We start from the raw sequence: 18943 nt of genomic DNA on the forward strand, positions 1-18943 counted from the left end.
CTGGTCCTACCTAAAAATTAACCATTAATTTTAAAATCAACAATCCGATATCTTTCTTGCGGGTGAAAAAGTAATTCAACCGCTTGCTGACCTAATTTTCGTGGTTGCAGGTCAACTTTATCTTCCTGATTAATTAGCATCCCCATCAAGCGACTATTATTAAAACAAATCGTGGGTAAATTAAATTTTTGGAGTTGCCTTACTAATCGTACCAGCAACAGATCATCAGCACAAACAATCGAATCTACTTGAGGATGCTGGGTAATAAACTCTGTAATCGTTGTCCCATCAACCATAAACCGCCAAGTCAGCGGCGTAACGTGACGATTGGCCATGCTCTGTTGGTAACCATGATTTCGATCTTGCTCATAAACCCAACTACTAGCCGACTGTAGAAATGCTGGACATTCTACATGATGATGCTCCATTAAGTAATCAGTCGCGGCTTTCCCGGCAGCAACATTATCATTATCAACAAACCGGTCTTGGTGATGGTCAGGATGCCCGATAACAACAAAGTTTAAACCTTGTTCCCGCAAATAGTTCGTAACCGGGTCATCTTTTTCAGTATAAAACACCAAAAAATTATGAACCTTCGACTGCTCAACCATTGACTTAACGCTTTGAAGCAAATCGGCCGCAGTTGGCGCGATGGCTACAACCATTTCGTAATGAATTGGTTTTAAAGCGACACTGATTCCCCGCATCAAATCGATATGAAACGGGTTGGCCGGTGCAGTATCCTGTGTTACAGGAAAGACGATCCCGACCATGTTTGATTCCCCACGAGTAAGATTTTGCGCATTATAGTTTGGTTGATAGCCCAACTGTTCTGCAATTTTTTCTATTCGTTGACGTGTTTTATCACTAATTCGCGGATTATGATTCAGCGCCCGCGAGGCAGTTGAAACCGAAACCCCCGCTTGCTGTGCAATATCCTTAATGGTTGCCAACTAATCACCTTCTTTTGTAAATAACACAAACTCACCTAATTCTAACAGGTAGAGACCCATTTGGACAACCGGAACCCCTTCCATTATATTAAGAGCCTCTTTATATAGCTCAAGCTGACCGCGATAACGGTCTTTTATTCGTGCTAAGTCAAATTCTTGGTAATTAGTATTAATATGGTCAGTCTTATAATCGACAAGGATGATGCCCTTGTCTGTCTTTAGATAACCATCGATAATTCCGTGAATCAATATTCGTTCATCGTCACTAGCGTTTACTCCTTTGAATAACTCATGACCATTCATAATCATTGAAAATGGAACTTCACGATGATAGGCGGTTGGATGTTTTATTATCTCTTTTCCCACTGAAGTACGATAAAAGCCTACGATTCCCTGCCGGTTTATCTGTCCTGCGACTTGAGGATTAATCAATCTTTCAGCAACTAACTGTTGAATTTTGCTATCAACCTGTTGAATATCGGGCATTCCCTCCTCCAATGATAATTTTTGGAAAACAAGGTGGGTTGCCGTTCCAATATCCGTTGGCGCTGGCTGACTATTATCCTGCTGAATAAATGGCGGTACATCAAACTTGTTATTTAAGTACATCCCCTGCGTCTTAATCTTGCGCTGCTGGTCATAATCCCACCGCGCCATATCACGCGTGTCGGGATCTTCAAAGACCCGCTTAACGTCTGTAACAGACTGGTAAGCTGTCGTCTGGGTTGCCACAATATTGGGATAACGATAGCGGATAATCTTAGCAATTTTCTCACGAGATGCATCATCAACCGGAATATTATTGGTTGCAACTGTGTCTTCACTGGCATCCTGACCAATTGTAGCTAATCCATCGGTTACTTTCGTGAACGTATATGTCTTAGCAATAAAGTCCGGAATTGTATTTAGGATCGTCGTTTTGGAACCTGCAAGGGCACTCTCCTCTAAGGTGACATCACCGGCACTTAGTTGCTTTGCGTTAAATTCGGGGTAACGAGCTAATGCCAACCCAATCCAATCCATAAAAGAATTTGCACTAATTCGTGGTTGGGGGCCTATTAATAGGTGGTTACTCTGAAATGCCTTTTGCCACCGTTGCCACGATCCCGTGAGACTTTGCGTGCGCATTTCTTCGTTAAATGACCCCGTAATTACCAAACGTTGCTCAGCACGTGTAAGCGCAACATAAAGTACCCGCAGATCTTCAGCACGCTCACCTCGTTGAACTTCTTCAATTACCGCTTGCCGTTGGGGAGTATCATACACTACCCGCTCTTTATCCATATAACGGATACCAACACCAGCCATCGCATCAACAACGGCATTTTCACGTGCGGCACCCTTATTAAATCCATGGGTCGCATCGATTAGAAAAACAACCGGGAACTGTAATCCCTTGCTACCATGAATCGTCATAACATTAACCGTATTAGCAGTTAATTGTGTTGGCGCTACCCCTAAGTCTTTATCATGTTCCTGCATTTTTTCAATAAACCGAATGAATTGATATAACCCCTTAAAGCTGCTCTGTTCATATGTGTGAGCTCGTTGGTATAACGCGTGCAGATTCGCTTGCCGCTGGTGTCCCCCTGGCATTGCACCCACATAATCCAGATAGCCGGTTTGATCATAAATTTGCCAAATTAAATCAACAAGGGTCTGCTGTTGAGCAGTCTGCCGAAATGTCTTTAGCATCTCCAAAAAATGGGTTATTTTTTCATAAAGTTGTGTAGCTTGTTCTGCAGTAAAAAGCGACTGGTGATGGAGTGTCTTTTGGTCATAATTACGGACAAACGACTGCAGGGCAGTATAGTAATCAGCCGACCGATTTTGTAACCTAATAAATGCCAATTCTTGGTTGGTTAAGCCTACTATTGGCGACCTTAAAACTGCCGCTAATGGAATATCCTGTTGGGGATTATCAATCAGTTTAAGGATTGCCATCATTACCCGGACTTCAGTTGCCTGGAAATAACTCTCAACGTCATGAACAGTTAGCGGAATGTTAAGTTTGTTAAACTCCTCCATCAGAGTGTTATTGATCGCCTTTGTTCGTTCAAGTAATACAATATCTCCATACTGAATTGGATGCATCTGACCATCATCAGGATGAAAAATCATTTCTTGACCTTCAACCATTTGCTTAATCCGCATCCCAATCATCCGAAATTCGCCGGCAAGCTTATCATCTTCATGATCCACGTCCTGCTTATCATTACTTGTTGCATTGGCATCATATAATAACACTTCTGTCGGTTTTGCATGATTATCCTTGTTATCCTCATAGTATGTTGCAGCATACTTTAAGTGCGCATCTTCATCATAATCGATCTCCCCGACCTCTTTATCCATTAACTGTTCAAATAAGGTGTTAGTAAAACTTGTCACGTTGGTCATCGAACGGAAATTTTCACCTAGAACAATTGCCTCGCCATTTTCGCCATTACGATAATCCTGATATTTCCCGAGAAATAATGTTGGGTCTGCTTCACGGAAACGATAGATTGACTGCTTCACATCACCAACCATAAATAGATTTTTACGATCAGGCGATGTTAACTTCATCAAGATACTTTCCTGCAGGCGGTTTGTATCTTGATATTCGTCAATCATAATTTCTTGGTAGTGCTTCTGCAGGTCTTGCACGAGCGCCTGCCAATTTGGCTGGTCAGCAGGGGGCGTTAAAATTGCATAGGCATAGTGTTCAAGGTCACTAAACTCTAAAACATGTCGATTTATTTTTGTCTGTTGGTATTGTTGACAAAATTTAATCGTGACTACACTCAACTCTTTTAATAGTTCTTGAGCATGGGTTGAAATTGTGCGGAATTGTTTTTCTGAATAAGTAAAGAAGTGTTCGACTAATTGGTCAAATTGTTTTTTGATTCCCGTTCGTGTCTTGCCGATGGACTTATACGTTTCTTCTGCTAAATCATCATCCTTGGGCTTGCCACTTAGCCGGGCAAATTTAGCATTCACAAATAAATCCCTAACCATATCCCATGTTGGCGGTTGAAGTAAATCTAAAATATCCTGCATCATTTGGCGATCTTTTTGTAATGAGGTAACCGTTTTTTCATCTAAACCACTGGCATCAGCTTTTTCTATTAATTCAACAAAGGCATCTCGCAATCTAGTAACATTAGTTAATACTTTTTCTTTAACTGCTTCTGTATCCTTAACTATTCCCAATGAGTCACTTACAGTTTGTTCCCATTGCTTTTTCAAACCGTTTCGCTGTTTTTGAATATTCTTAAATACGTCGATCCGCGGGTCATCCGCTGCTGGCCGTCCACGAAAACTGCCAAACTTTTGCTGCGCCATTATTTGACAAACATTTTCCATTTTTATTCCCGACAAAGCTGATGATAACTGACTAATTACTTCTTGGTCGGTTTTAAGAATTTCTTCTGTTTTATCCAATCCATTATCTGCTGCCCGCATCGCCAGTTCACGGTAATCTTGAACAAATTGCTGTAGTTTTTCTATCACTAGTGGTTTTAATTGGTCCTGATAAAATGCTGACTGTAAAATTTCACCATCACCAAGGTCATAATTATCAGGTAACTTTTGTAACCACCCTTCAGGATCAGGTTGCGCATTTGCAATGTCATATAGCCGTAAAACCAGGTCATCCAGCCCCTGGTCATCACGATCATTGGAGAAATTGAGAACCAGCTCACCAAACGAAGCTCTTCCTGCTACTTTCTCTGTTGATGTTCTATATAATTGCTCGCTAACTTCATGCCAAACATCTTCTTGTAATAATAATCGTTCCGTATCGTCAGTTAGAAGACGGAATTGCGGATCAAGGTCAATTAGATAATAGTACCGTTTTATTAATTTTAAGCAGAAAGCATGAATTGTACTAATATCAGCAGCTGCTAGTCGATTTATTTGGCTTCCCATTCGATCGCGCAATGCTTTTGGCTTAGTCGAGTCTTGCACTATTTTTTGCAAAGCTGTCCTAATCTTGTCGCGCATATTTTTTGCCGCCGCGTCTGTAAAAGTTACAAGAAGCATGCGATCGATACTCTGACCTTCTTTAATCAGTTCGATCGTGCGGTTAACCAATACCGCAGTCTTACCTGAACCTGCCGAAGCTGACACAAGAATATTCGTATTGCGATCACTAATTGCTTTGTGTTGCGCAGGTGTTGGTTTAAATCCTGCCATTAATCTTCGTCCTCCTCACCTTCTCGGCTTACGTTTTCAAATGCCTCTTTCGCTAAATTAGGATTAAGGTCTCGGTAATTTTGTTGGTCTAACATATTATCAAACTGAAATACATCCAAAAAGTCACTAAAATCAAGCCCCGTTCGCCGACTAGTCCCATTAAGCAAGCGATACGGATTCAACTTTAGCTCTCCGCTTAATATTTGATTACCAGCGTTAATTACAAGGCTTTTATTCATTTCTTGTAACCACTCCAATTGCTGCGGTGTTACTAATAGTGCTTCTTTATTTGCCTTAATTTTGCCATTTTTAAATTCTTTAAGCGGATATAAGAATGCCTGCTTATCAAGACTCTTATCTAGTTCGCGGAGTAATTTAGGATCATTAAGCAGAATTCCCTTATATTGGTGTTCTTTTAGCTTTAGGTTGTCCAATGAGTCCTTTTTTAGCTGGGCAGCTTTGACCGTTGGGTTATTTAAGCGAAGATATAGCGCACCAGCCAGTTGCGGATTATTTGTACCAAATTCTCCTAAGTTTGCTTGAAGGCCATTTAGATAGGTCAACAGTTGCAGTGAAATCCCATAATAGGCAGATGTAAGGTCAAAGAGGTGGTTACTAGACTTGTAGTCCACAACTGTTAAGAAGTCTTGATTATCCCGTTTAAAGTTATCAATACGGTCGATACGTCCCCGAAGATAGATATGGTGGCGATCTTTTAATGGATAGTCAAGTGATCCCAAATCATTAGGTTGCCGACTCCCAATCCGCCCAAATTGCACTTCTGTCTTTAGCGGTTGAGAACCTGTATATTCAGCTTGACGACAAAGCGTGATCAGCATTGTTTTTACAATTGACGTCAACTGTTGATATTGAAATTGTGCTTGTGCTGATGAATTAATTAACCGTAGGAGCATCGGTTGATTTTCTTGCGCTGTAACTAATGCATGATCGATTAGTTGGTCGCGTTGAAGCTGGTTGTTTGCTTTTGCTAAGGCCGCAAAAGAGAGACCTGTCTTTCGAACTGCTGTAACAAAGCTTTCCATTGCTTTATGGAAAAATGTTCCAATCCGATCAGTTGACAATGTCAGTTCATCACGCTTCTGTAGGCGTAATCCATATTTAAGGAAATACTCGTACTGATTAATATAGAAGTCTTGAAGCTGGGAAATAGAAGCATACAAGACACGTCCCTCATTTTTATCAGGAGCAGTTCGTAAGTAGAGGGCCTGGGCTAATTTATTTCCCAGGGAATCAACTTTATTTTGATAATGGAAGCCTGCTGCGACCAATGCTAACCGCTGTCCTAACGCTATTCCTTCTGCCTGCAATCGTAAATCAGGGCTTGCTTGCCACTGTTTTGCTGTCTTAACCAATATCTCAACTACATCTTGCCAGCCGATCGGCAGTACTGGTTGACGGTCAATTCCTACACCCTGATCGTCACGAACTTGGCGACCTACCTCAACTAACCGGTTTATCGTTGCAAACGGCGCACTAACAAACGCACTCGCATGTTCCTGCCCTTCCTTGCTTGTGACAAGTGGATACTCGTGACATGGTTGAGCAAAATAATGTGCCATATCTCGCATATATGGAGAGAGCCCTAATTCTTTATCATCACTGTCAGTACGTGGGGCGGAAAAGATTAATCGCTCTTTGGCATTCATAAAGCCGGTGTAATGAACAAAAGGCTCATCAATTAATTGGTCAATTGCTGTCCCTGGCAAGTACTGAAAATCCTGGTCAAGATAGGCACTCAGAATATCCTTATCCTGATCTGTCAGCAAACTCTCGCTTTCCTGCATTTCGGGCATCACATCATCCGTTGCCCCAATCATAAAGACTATTTTGCGACTTTGACTCTGGACAATCCCCGTTTCTGAAATAACAACCTGGTCAAGTGTTGCTGGAATTTGCGAGTATTGTGCAGCAGCGAATCCAGCCTGTAATAATTCGCTAAACATTAACGCACTATTATTATCGTCACGAATTTCTTGTTGACCAAGAATTTCAACGTATTCTTGAAGGATTTGACAGAACGTTGTCCAGACCTGCTGTGGCTGGCGAGCTAAGTCAAGGTTACGGTTACTTTGATACTGTTGCCAAGCATATAAACGCTCTGTAACGCCACTCTCTGACAAAAACTGATAGAGTGTAGTAGCAAGGTCTTTACCTGTTTGTGCTTGCTTAAGCTGCTCGAAAAACGGCATTATTTTTCGTGCTACATAGTTTTTAACCAATGCCAATTGATCATTTAATTTTTTCAGGCGGGACTGCGCGTACTTAGGATTATCGAGTTCGGTTCCTGGTGCCTGCCATAATTGCTTAATCTTTTCTTGATCGCTTGTGATCCACGCATTTTTGCCTTCAATTGCTTGTTTTAGACACCAGTTTTCAGTTGTAAAAACAGCCGCTTGAAACTGATTGATACTCATTAAATCACCAGTACTACTACGCGGAACAAGTAACCACGTCTTTAGGAGCTGGATAATATCTGCCGTCCGGTAGCCACGTTGCGGAATTTCAATCAAGGTTGTTAAAAGAGTCACTAAAGGATGATTATCCATCTGTCGTTCATGATCGTTAAAGATTGGAATCTTATGTGCTGCAAATACAGAATCAATCATTGTCTGATAACCAGCAAGATGCCGACTTAAAATCAAGAAATCGCGGTAACGATACTTTCCACTAGCTACTAATTGATGAATCTGCGTTGCAATATTGTTTAGCTCTGTCATCCGATTTGTCGTCAACATAAATTGCAAGTCTTGTGGATGAATAAGTTCTTGTTGATCATTTGGACTAATTGGCTCACGGGCATAACGCTTAAAGTAAGTATCTACTTGCTGAAGAGTAGGACTTACACGTGGATTGGTGGCAAATGTAACATTATTAAGAACCTTTACATCTTGCGGATGCGCCTGGGCAAACTTCCATAAGCGATGAAATTGCATTGCTGATGAATAAAAGAGGTCATTTTTCGGCGGAAGCTCACTTGGACTAGGGTGATTTTGATCTGGATAACCACGATCCAATGTCAGGGAAATCGTAGTCGAAGCAGCATTAGTAATCAATGCATCAACCACCTGCTGTTCATTTGCCGTAAATTTAGCAAAACGGTCAATAAAAAAATGCATCTTTGTCGTTGCTGGAGACTTTCGCAGATAGGCGACTAATTGCTGATATAGTTCGCTATTGCCTAAGAAACGATCTTTTAACCGGTCTTCATAGACATGATATATTATTTCTACATCATGCATTTTAGCAAGCCATGCTTGATTTACCGCCGGATCGCTTGCTGATTTCACCCGGGAAATAATCGCGGTTAGGTCATCAGCTGTGATGTTGGCGCTCTTTAATTCTTCTAGTTGAGCGGTCATTTTTTGAATAAATCCGGGCTGTCTAACCTCGCTCGCATATAAGCGTAAATCATTTACCTGTTCTTGAACCACCTGTGACGTCAGCATCGCCATCCCAATTTTGGAAATCCGCGGTGTCTGAAATGCAGCTGTATCGCGTAATAGGTACCACGCCAGACGACTAAATGACAAAACCTGAACACGTGAGGACGCAAAACGATCCGTTCCAGTTAATCCTTGCCGTTTACGGAGACCTGCCAAAACATTAATTTCAGTTTCAAACTTAATGTGGTTAGGAACTAAATAATAAAAAGTATCCTCAAGCGGCGCCGTCTTTATCTGGTCTGCTAATTGGTCGACTAATACCTGTTCATGATCCATCGCTGCTGTTCCCAAGACAAAACCCAGTGTTCCCATATGCTTAAACCCTTTCTATCCGTAATAATTGCTTTTATTATTCTATCATAAAACGAACGTATATTCTCCTTTAAAATAATAAATGGATTCCGGCGTTTTTTATCCGCAATCCACTATAAAATCGGTGACAGCAAACGAGATGCTGTCTGTTTAAACCGTAGCCACCAAGATTGATCAGCAAACATTTGCGGCGTTATCACCCGCGAATTTCTAATATCATTTACAAATATCTTTTCTAGATCATCGACCGTGGTCTGGCTATATATAAAAGCATTAATTTCGAAATTTAACTTAAAACTACGAAAATCAAGGTTAGCTGACCCCACAGAAGCCATCCGTCCATCGATCATCATTGTCTTTGAATGAAGAAATCCTTTTTCGTAGTAATAAATAGTAACGCCGTGATTAGCAAGATCCCGAGCATAGTATTGCGTTGCCCGATAAACAAACGCGTGATCAGGCATGGATGGGATCATAATTCGGACATCTATGCCTGAATGGGCTGCTACCCGCAAAGCGTCGAGAATACTATCGTCAGGAATCAGGTAAGGTGTTTGAATCCAAATATGATCTTGCGCTGCGTTAATTAAGCGTAAATATCCCATTTTTATCTTTTCTAATGGCGCTTCTGGACCACTTGAAACGGTTTGTAACGCTACGTTACCCCGTACCCTGACTGGCTGAAAATACGGATGGTAGTGAAAAATTTTATCAGCTTGCTTTTTCATCGATGCATTCCAATCGCCAATAAAGCGTCGTTGTAAACTATACACTCCGCCACCTACAATGCGAAGGTGGGTATCACGCCACGGTCCAAATTTAGGCAACCGTCCAAGATACTGATCCCCGATATTAAAGCCACCAACATAACCAATTTCACCATCAATTACTACTATTTTTCGGTGATCACGATAGTTTATTCGAAAGTCAAAAAAATTACTTCGTGCCATTAAGAATGGCGCTGCATATCCGCCTACTTCACGTAAATGATCATAGAAACTAGGACGAACGCCCATTGACCCCCATGAATCATACAGCACCCGGACTTCGACTCCTTCTGCAGCTTTTTGTTCTAATAATGTCCGTAATTCATTGCCAATTTTGTCATTATAAATCGTATAAAATTCAATATGGATACTTCTTTTGGCTGCCGCAATATCATTGAACATTTTTTTGAATAAAGCGTTACCTTCTGTAAAAATATCCACATTATTGTGACGGGTTAAGAATGAATCATCAATACTCTGGAAGAGCATAATTGTTCGCCGATAAACCTGAACTGTTTGGTCCTTAGGTTTAGGCATATTAATAAATTGTAGCTTTTGTTCTTCGAGCGCCTGCTTTAACTTAAGACGTGTCTGTGACTTAATCAGTTCTAATCGCTTATGGGGCAATTTACGACCAAAAAAAGCATATAAAATAAAACCAAACACCGGAATTAAAGTTAAAACCAAAAGCCAAGCCCACGTTGCAGCTATATCCCGTTTCTCACGAAAAACCGTAAAAATAGCGGCAATTTCATTAACGAAGATAACCAGTAGCAAAATCCATCGAATAATCGTCCATGTTAATGCCATTGCTTACCCTCCCTTAAATTACTGATTTTCATTCTAACGCAATTAAGCTTTTTCTGAAATACCATTATTACTAATTTCTCTTATGGCTGAACTACAAGGATTGCTTTACAATAGAGTTATTACTTAAAGGAGGCTAATTAGAAATGGCCGAAGTATACTTACGCCGATCACAGACACAAGATTTAGATGCAATTATGAAGATTATCGACAACGCAAAAGCACTACTTAAAAAGAACGGTAGTCCCCAATGGCAAAATGGCTATCCTAATCGGGAAACATTCGCCAAGGATATTGCAACCCAAACTAACTGGGTGCTAATAAACGATGGGCAAATTTACGCAACTGCTACTCTTCAACTAACTCCTGAGCCGACTTACCGTGTGATTACCCATGGTCAATGGAATCAGCCAAATGCCCCATATGCTACTATTCATCGTGTTGCAATCAGTATTGAGCATCAAGGACAAGGATTAAGTAAAATACTATTTTCTAATTTATTAACTGTTGGCCAAATGCAAGGAATTAAAAATTTCCGCATTGATACACACCGGAGCAATAAAGCCATGCAACACATTGCTGAAAGTTTTAATTTTCGTAAACGGGGGATTATTCAAGTTAATGAAAAAAATGATCCCGAACGGATTGCGTATGAACTAAACTTAGGTAGCCACCATCAATTTACTCATATTAACAATGATTTTATGCAACCATTAATTGATAACCTATAAAAAAAGAGATTGGAAAATTTCCAATCTCTTTTTTTATATCATTTAATCGATTCGGATTAGTTGTGGCGCTTCTTTGAGCTGTAAGTAATACCAATAGTACCAAGCAATGCAGTGGCAGCTAAAGCAACAATTGACATAGAAGATTGATTTACCTTTTGTGATGATTCATTCTTCTTTGTAGGTGATTGTTTCTTTGCAACAGTTACATCAGCCTTTGTAGCTGACTTCTTACTGTCATCCGCCTTAGTGGCTTTGTTAGCGGTGGCAGTAGCAGCAACAGCAGATGTCTGATTTACTACTGGTGCTTGTTGTAAGGTGTTAGTTGCAACACTATTGTTGCCAGCTACCCGGTTCATTGCTGCGGTTGCAACAACTGGAGCAGCAGTAACTGGTGTTTGAGTTGCCGTTTGAACAATTGATGGTGTTGAAACGGTTTGAACATGACCAGTTGTAGCAGCTTGTGGACGACTAGCAACTGGGAATGTAACAGCAGTGGCATTGTTAGTAGTAGTTTGTTTTTGAGTTGGAAGTACTACTGTATTATTGCCAAGTTGAACTTTATTAGCATTCTTAGCAGCATCGCGCTTTTGAATTGCAGCTAATTGAACATTAAATTGATTTTCAAGTTTAGCATATGCGGCCTTATTAGCAGCCTTCAATTCAGCAAGAACTTCGTCACCATGAGCAACAACGGCTTGATGTTGAGCTTGTAATTGTTGAATTTGTGGTTCAACACTTGGTACTAATTCAGCAATCTTAGCATTAAGTTTAGTATTTTCACTTGTCTTAATGTCTGCAATTTTAGCATCACGATTAGCAGCAAACTTTTGAGCAGCTACTTGGTCAGCCTTAACTAAGTTTTGGTAAGCTTCATCTAATTGTGCTTTGTAAGCTTGAAGATCAACTAAATTGTTACTCTTAAGGGCAGCATCTCGAACACTGGCAGCCTTAGCAACAGCATTGTTATAGTTTGCCTTTACTTGTGCCTTAGCATCATTATATTGTTGAGTAAGCTTATTTAAGCTAGCTTGATGATCATTAGCTAATGCTGTAAGAGCTTGTTGGGCTTGAGCTTTTGCATTAGTTACATTTTGCCGTGCAGTGGCAGTAGCCTTTTGAACATCAGCAGCTGTTGGCGTTACCGTGTTGTGGGTCTTTTCAGTTGTTGTGTAGTGTTGAGCGCTCTTAATTGCGTTAGTTTGTGCATCAACTGTTGAGTTTCCCCAAACATTGCGGCTTTGAAGATCCTTAGTCCAGTTAACATTGTGGGCAATGTTGAAGCCAGCGTGGTCAAATGTTACGGCGTACGAAGGATTTGTCTGATCAGCAATACCTGAAGTTTCCTTAGTAACCATTGCATTAGTTAACTTTTGGAAGCCAATACCAACAAGGTGTGCGTCAGCCCGAAGAAGGTTCTTAGCATGTCCACCGATATGGGTAGGGTTTACTAATTCACCATAGTACATACCCTGCATTGAGTTATAAAGGTTAACAGCATAGTTAAGAAGAGTTGGGTTAGCAGCTTGCATAGTAGTAAGGTTTTCATTAGTAATATTGTAAATTTCCTTACCCGCAAATTTATTTGTTATACTATTTTCGATGTTCTTAGTGGCATTGCCAATGTAAGCACCATAAGTAGCATTATTAGGCATTCCGCTATCAGTGATAGTGTGGCTATTGTTATCAACATTGTACTTAGCCCGACTAGCAGCCACTTGGTCGGCAATACTATCAGAAATATTAGTATTTACCAAGTCAGTCGGTGCAACGTTAGCAAAGCCATTTTGGTTATTAACCGCATTGTAAAATTCACGATAGTTATTAAATACATTATTACGGAAACCATTTTCCCATGAAAGTGCTAATGCTCGTAATACCTGAATCTGTGCAGCGGATAATCCACTTGCAGAAACTTTTTCAGAATGATCATTCTTAGCATCATAGTTTAATAATCCCGGTTGAAAATCTAATGGTAGTTCATTAATACTATGTGGTGTAGAATCTTCTGCTTTATTATTAATTACTGAAGCGTCAGGATATTCGCCATAGTAAGTGTTAGCAAATTCTTTATGCGTATAAGCTGAAACTGGAATAGTAGTGTTGTAATAACCTGGCACCTCTAATCTAATTCCAGCCTTTTGAACATAGTCATCAACTTTAATGTCAGATTGTGATTTGGCAACCCGACCTTCCTTAGCTACTTCTTGGGTTCCTTCTACTACATATGGCTTTTTAGCATTGGCCGTAGCAGTAGCAAGAGCAGTCTCAGCAACCTTTATATTAGATGCATTAGTTGCTTGTTGTGCATTAACCTTACCTTGGTAAGCGTCATTTTCCTTAGCAACAGCTGCATTATAATCCTTAGTAGCGTTTTGGTTTTGAGCATTTTGAGTATTAGCAGCATCGCTCAATGACTTTTGATATTGTGCTTGAATATTAGCGACTACTTGTTGCTTAGCAGCGGCTTGACTAACAGCTTGTGCATACTGTTGATCATTAGCTGCGCGTTGAGTGGCTTCATTTTGTTGTTGTGCGTCAATCTGTTGTTGATATTCAGCATTGGCAGCTGAAGTTTGTGCTTCAATTGAAGCAGCTGTAGAAGCTTGTGCCTGTGCAATTGCACCTGCTTGTTGTTGTTCTAAGGCAGCATGACTAGCATTTAATTGTTCAATCTTTGCGTTGACTTGTGCAAGGTCAGCAGCATTGGACTGCTCATTAGCCGTAGCTTGTTGAGCTTCTTTACTATCATTAGCTGATTGCAATTGTGCAAGTTGCTCATCAGCGGTTGCCCGAACTTGATTGTAAGTAACTTGGTTATTACTTACTTGTGCATTATTTTGGTTGTTATCGGCGTGTGCATTAGTCGTTGAAGTGGTGGTAACGACACCTGCTGTTAAAATTGCCCCCGCAATCAAAGCAGTTGAACGCCAATTATTTGTATTCGAATTTCTCATTTTAATAAACCCCCGTTTATGAAAAAATATTCAAAAGAACATAAATTATTCATGCAAGGTTTATTGCTTAATGACTTAACAACTCTTACTATATCAAGGTTTGCGGCGATTACAAGTGCTTCAAATTTCTGAATGATTGTTTTCACATTTTAACTATTCACCCGTTAAGTTATATATTTTATCAGCGAAATATTCGTTCACTAATCACCTGAACAAAAGTATTATTATACTTAAAAAGTTATTATATCAGCGTTTATTGCCTGAACAAGTGATTAGTCAATTTGGAATATTATACAATGATTTTTTTATTTCCTCATGTACCTTGAACAACCTAAAAAACTTAAAAAAATTTAAAACCGTTCTCGTGATAATTATAGGTGGTTAAATAGACAATCTAAGAGTCTAATTTAGGCTTATTTTAGCCCACTTTCATCGTCGACATTTATCAATCATTGTCTTTTAGAAGGACAAATATTTACTTTTGAAATTGCTATTTCAATTTACTAAAACAGTTTTCTGTGGGTATTATTTAACGCTTGGTAAGTTCCGTAATCGTTGATATCAATAGCTTTCATCTCTATCATCTAAATAAGAACCATTTTAATCTAGTCGATTTTCACCACTAAAAAGATGTACTGATAAGTCAAGTGCCATAAAGCGCGATTTTTCAGCCTTATTTTGCCTATTTTTCGTCCCTTTTTAGACATTTTTCCTTTAAATTAGCCAACCTTATTTTATGCATTTATCGCACTTTATTCATTAATGCCATTTACATTTAGTCATTATCCACTCACACTATGGGTAATGACTAATATAAGGAAGGACCTTCAAATGAAAATAGTTTCTATAAGGCTTTATAAAATTAGCTTACCGCTACGATTTTTTTTTACTACCAGTACCGGACAATTAACTACTAAGGACTTCATCCTCCTTTCCCTAACAGATGAGGATGGGCATACCGGATACGGAGAATGTTCTGCGTTTCCAACTCCCTTTTACACTGAAGAGTTTAGAGATAGCGCCTTTTTACTTCTAAAAGACCAACTACTCCCCGCACTACTCAATCAGTCAATCAAATCTCCTCAGCAGTTACAGGACCTTTTCCGCCCGATTAGAAGGAATAACATGGCAAAAGCCGCGGTTGATACTGCTATTTGGGACCTCTTTGCTAAACAAAATCACCAATCACTCGCAAAAGCAATTGGTGGAAATAAAAGCCTTGTTACGGCGGGGATAAGTATCGGTATCCAGCCCTCGCCTAATAAGCTGGTTGAAAAAGTCCGAAACTATCTTCAGGCTGGTTACCAACGAATTAAGGTTAAAATAAAACCTGGTGCCGATTACCAATACTTAAAAGCAGTTCGGAATGAATTCCCTGATATCATGTTAATGGCCGATGCTAACTCAGCTTATCGTTTAGCAGATACTGACAAGCTAAAGCAATTGGATGAACTACACCTCCTAATGATTGAACAACCTCTTGAAGCGGACGATTTACTGCACCATGCCCAGCTTCAACAACAACTAGCTACGCCGCTTTGCTTAGACGAAAGTATTAATAGTCTTGCCGATGCCCAGGCAATGTACCAGCTAGGGAGCGGAAAAATAATCAACATCAAAGTAAGTAAAGTAGGCGGTCTAACAACTGCTAATAAGATTCAAGAATTTGCTCAAACCCATCAACTAAATTGTTGGTGTGGCGGAATGCTTGGCTCAGGAGTAGCTCGAGCAGCTGATATTGCGGTAGCTACTCTACCCGGATTTACTCTTCCTAATGATATTTCTGCCTCGCAACGATATTTTAATCACGATATTATTAAACCTGAAATCGACCTAACCAACGGTAAAATTAAAGTTCCAACGGCTCCTGGTATTGGCTACGACCTAAATTGGGATATTATTCGGCGTTATACAACAGAAAAAGTTACCCTTTAAAATACAAAACGCAAGAACTAACCCATCTGAGTTAATTCTTGCGTTTTTACTTTCCCAAAGGAAGATTACTTTTCATCTTTCTTTTCTTCGTCAGATTTAGTATCTTCTTCCTTCTTATCGTCTGTCTTTTCGTCCTTAGGTGTGTATTCCTTGCTGTCGTCTTTAGCAGCATCCTTAGCATCGACGATTACTAACTTACCATCTTGCATTTCAGCAACCAAGTGCTTTACATCAAGGTGATCAAGGTAGTAGTCGGTTACCTTATCACGAATTTCTCGTTCAATAACCCGACGGAGCGGACGAGCACCCATTGATTCATCGTAACCTTCATCAATCAGATATTGCTTAGCAGCGTCAGTGACTTTAACATCCATGCCCTTCTTAGCTAACGTCCGGTTAACTTCAGCTAACATTAAGTCAACAATCTTCTTCAAGTCTTCCTTAGTTAAGCTGTGGAATTCAACAATGGCGTTAAACCGGTTCAAGAATTCAGGACGGAAGTAATTAGTCAACTTCTTGATTAAGTCTTCTTCGTCTTCATTTTTACCCATCTTAACCGGTGCATCATTGGAGTATCCAGCATTGGAAGTTGCGATGATTACGGTGTTCTTAAAGTCAATTGTGTTACCTTGACCATCAGTTAACCGACCATCATCAAGCACTTGTAGCAAGAGCGTAATGACTTGTGGGTTAGCCTTTTCAATTTCATCTAAGAGAATGATGGAGTAAGGGTGACGACGAACCTTTTCAGTCAAGGTATTACCATTATCTTCATAACCGACATACCCAGCAGTGGCACCGATCATCTTAGATACAGCAGTCCGATCTGAATATTCAGACATATCTAACCGAATAATGTCATTCTTGCTACCAAACATGTCAAGAGCCAATTGCTTAGCAAGTTCAGTCTTACCAACACCAGTAGGACCAACAAAGAGGAAACTACCAATTGGTGAGTCGCCTTCATCAAATCCTGCCCGGTTACGACGAATAGCACGAGCAACTGCTTCAACAGCTTCATCTTGGCCAATAACCTTGCCTTCTAGCCGCTTGTCCATGTCCTTAAGCCGTTCAACATCACTTGCACCGATCTTAGAAACCGGAATACCAGTCATTTGTTCAACTGCCTTAGCAACATCTTCTGGAGTAGCAGTAACCTTATCAGATTCAGAATTTTCACTCAATTGCTTCTTCAAATCAGCAATCTTTTCCTTGGCTTCTTGAGCTGCCTTGTAATCTTCTTTCTTAGCAGCAGCTTTTTGCTTCTTTTCTTCTGCTTCAATGTCTTTTTCAATTGCCTTAGCATCACGAGCTGGATGTTTAGCAGCTAGATGAGCAGCAGTCATATCAATTAAATCAATTGCCTTATCAGGTAATGCTCGTTGTGGCATGTATTGAACAGAGTAGTCTACAGCTGCTTGAAGAACGTCATCTGGTAATTTTACATTGTGGTGACGTTCATACAAGTCACGAATTCCCTTCAAAATAGCGACCGTGTCAGCCTTACTTGGGGCATTAACCGTAACTGGATTGAACCGCCGATCAAGGGCTGCATCCTTCATAATCGTATTACGGTATTCGTCTTGAGTAGTTGCACCGATAACTGTGATTTCGCCTCGAGATAATGCTGGCTTAATAATGTCAGACATTCCCTTAGAACCACTAGAATCACCAGTTGATCCAGCACCAATAATTTGATGAATTTCATCGAAGAAGAGGATAATATTTCCTGCTTTCTTAACTTCATCAATTAATTTTTGCATGTTTTCTTCAAAACTACCACGGTATTGAGTACCTGCTTCAAGGCCAGAAATATCAATACTAATAATTTCCTTATCCTTAATTGCAGCTGGTACGTCACCAGAAACAATTGCTTGTGCTAGTCCTTCTACAACAGCAGTCTTACCAACACCAGCATCACCGACTAATACGGGGTTGTTCTTAGTACGCCGACTAAGAATTTCAGCAGTTTCTTGAATTTCTTTATTACGACCAATAACGGGGTCCAGTTCGTGTTGCCGAGCTTCTTCGGTTAAATTACGACCTAACTTGTGTAAAATACTGTCTTTACCTTCGCTTGGTTGAGGTCCTGGACCTTGTTGAGGATTTGCACCGCCAGGCAATTGACCGGTCTTACGATATTCAGCAAATTCTTCTGGTGTTACTTCACGACCATTGATTAGGTAACGCCGATTATCAGAATTGAAACCATTCATTCCACCCATTAATTGGTTGAAAATGTCGTTCATGTCATTGTCAAATGGATTCATTGGGTTTTGAGCCATATGCAATCCCTCCTCATTAGTTAATATACATTTCTAAAAAATAAATCGCAGTCTAAATAATCTTGAAAGTCAGAAGTTAACGCATCCAACCTTCTGTGGCTACAGCAATGCCACAACCTCATTCGAGATAGTTCTCTTCTAGTTCTTTTAGAACCTCCCACATGCTCTTATCCTGGGCTTGCGCCAAAGCATCAAGATCACGTAGGTTAAGCGAGGTCGAACTAGACTGTGGCTTGTTAAACGATTTGTGTAAAGTCGTGTAGCCGTAACCGGAACGTTTGGAAACCTGATAGATCGTCAAGTGGTTAACTTCCAAATAATGTTTGATGTCGATCCGCATTGCCACCCACTTCCTTTACGTTTATAATTATATCACATTTGTGAAATAGTACAATAAAAATGCCGGTAAAAAATAAAAAAATTTGTATAATATAAATACAAAATCGATTAAACTGTGATTAAACAATAAGTGATTATAACTCGTTGATATATCTACATTTGTAGTCGAATTATGAATTTTCTCAAATAAAGTGTTGACAAAAATTAAAAATAGATTAGA

At 39.9% G+C, this 18943-nt stretch carries 9 protein-coding genes; 2 read left to right on the top strand and 7 right to left on the bottom strand.

The window, feature by feature from the left end; all coding sequences use genetic code 11:
* Nucleotides 1–17: 17 nt before the first annotated feature.
* The 4 genes from H5S39_RS00585 to cls form a co-directional block, all read right to left on the bottom strand.
* A complete protein-coding gene (locus tag H5S39_RS00585; RefSeq protein WP_182595149.1) occupies nucleotides 18–953 on the bottom strand; it encodes a LacI family DNA-binding transcriptional regulator in 936 nt (311 codons plus the stop codon).
* Nucleotides 954–5129: a helicase-exonuclease AddAB subunit AddA gene (gene addA / locus H5S39_RS00590; RefSeq protein WP_182595150.1), complete on the bottom strand. Its 4176-nt coding sequence runs from the start codon at nucleotides 5127–5129 to the stop codon at nucleotides 954–956.
* On the bottom strand, nucleotides 5129–8905 hold the full coding sequence (locus tag H5S39_RS00595) for a PD-(D/E)XK nuclease family protein (protein ID WP_182595151.1): 3777 nt from the start codon (nucleotides 8903–8905) through the stop codon (nucleotides 5129–5131). Before H5S39_RS00595 ends, addA begins: the two co-directional genes overlap by 1 nt.
* Before the next feature lie 113 nt (nucleotides 8906–9018).
* Nucleotides 9019–10482, bottom strand: a complete 1464-nt coding sequence (gene cls, locus H5S39_RS00600; RefSeq protein ID WP_182595152.1) for a cardiolipin synthase — start codon at nucleotides 10480–10482, stop codon at nucleotides 9019–9021.
* A gap of 143 nt (nucleotides 10483–10625) precedes the next feature.
* Here cls and H5S39_RS00605 point away from each other — a divergent pair, with 143 nt between their 5' ends.
* Nucleotides 10626–11210 (top strand): GNAT family N-acetyltransferase, encoded by a 585-nt coding sequence (locus tag H5S39_RS00605; RefSeq protein WP_182595153.1) that lies wholly within the window; start codon nucleotides 10626–10628, stop codon nucleotides 11208–11210.
* A 56-nt stretch (nucleotides 11211–11266) separates the two neighbouring features.
* Here H5S39_RS00605 and H5S39_RS00610 read toward each other — a convergent pair whose 3' ends face one another.
* The gene (locus H5S39_RS00610; RefSeq protein WP_182595154.1) at nucleotides 11267–14164 is read right to left on the bottom strand and encodes a hypothetical protein; all 2898 of its coding nucleotides are present in this window, start codon (nucleotides 14162–14164) and stop codon (nucleotides 11267–11269) included.
* An 831-nt stretch (nucleotides 14165–14995) separates the two neighbouring features.
* Here H5S39_RS00610 and menC point away from each other — a divergent pair.
* Nucleotides 14996–16099: an o-succinylbenzoate synthase gene (gene menC, locus H5S39_RS00615; RefSeq protein ID WP_182595155.1), complete on the top strand. Its 1104-nt coding sequence runs from the start codon at nucleotides 14996–14998 to the stop codon at nucleotides 16097–16099.
* A gap of 65 nt (nucleotides 16100–16164) precedes the next feature.
* On the opposite strand, the gene H5S39_RS00620 is transcribed toward menC, so the two are convergent.
* Together H5S39_RS00620 and H5S39_RS00625 are read right to left on the bottom strand one after the other, a co-directional pair.
* The gene (locus H5S39_RS00620; RefSeq protein ID WP_182595156.1) at nucleotides 16165–18384 is read right to left on the bottom strand and encodes an ATP-dependent Clp protease ATP-binding subunit; all 2220 of its coding nucleotides are present in this window, start codon (nucleotides 18382–18384) and stop codon (nucleotides 16165–16167) included.
* A 118-nt stretch (nucleotides 18385–18502) separates the two neighbouring features.
* Entirely contained in the window at nucleotides 18503–18724 is a 222-nt protein-coding gene (locus H5S39_RS00625) for a transcriptional regulator (protein WP_153929802.1), read from the bottom strand.
* Between the last annotated feature and the right edge of the window lie 219 nt (nucleotides 18725–18943).

This window comes from Limosilactobacillus rudii, from assembly GCF_014145455.1.
GTDB lineage: Bacteria > Bacillota > Bacilli > Lactobacillales > Lactobacillaceae > Limosilactobacillus > Limosilactobacillus rudii.

Excerpts from the sequence above, each read along its gene's own strand:
- addA (WP_182595150.1), bottom strand. The coding sequence starts at position 5,129 with ATGGCAGGATTTAAACCAACACCTGCGCAACACAAAGCAATTAGTGAT.
- H5S39_RS00595 (WP_182595151.1), bottom strand. The coding sequence starts at position 8,905 with ATGGGAACACTGGGTTTTGTCTTGGGAACAGCAGCGATGGATCATGAA.
- cls (WP_182595152.1), bottom strand. The coding sequence starts at position 10,482 with ATGGCATTAACATGGACGATTATTCGATGGATTTTGCTACTGGTTATC.
- H5S39_RS00605 (WP_182595153.1), top strand. The coding sequence starts at position 10,626 with ATGGCCGAAGTATACTTACGCCGATCACAGACACAAGATTTAGATGCA.
- H5S39_RS00610 (WP_182595154.1), bottom strand. The coding sequence starts at position 14,164 with ATGAGAAATTCGAATACAAATAATTGGCGTTCAACTGCTTTGATTGCG.
- menC (WP_182595155.1), top strand. The coding sequence starts at position 14,996 with ATGAAAATAGTTTCTATAAGGCTTTATAAAATTAGCTTACCGCTACGA.
- H5S39_RS00620 (WP_182595156.1), bottom strand. The coding sequence starts at position 18,384 with ATGGCTCAAAACCCAATGAATCCATTTGACAATGACATGAACGACATT.
- H5S39_RS00625 (WP_153929802.1), bottom strand. The coding sequence starts at position 18,724 with ATGCGGATCGACATCAAACATTATTTGGAAGTTAACCACTTGACGATC.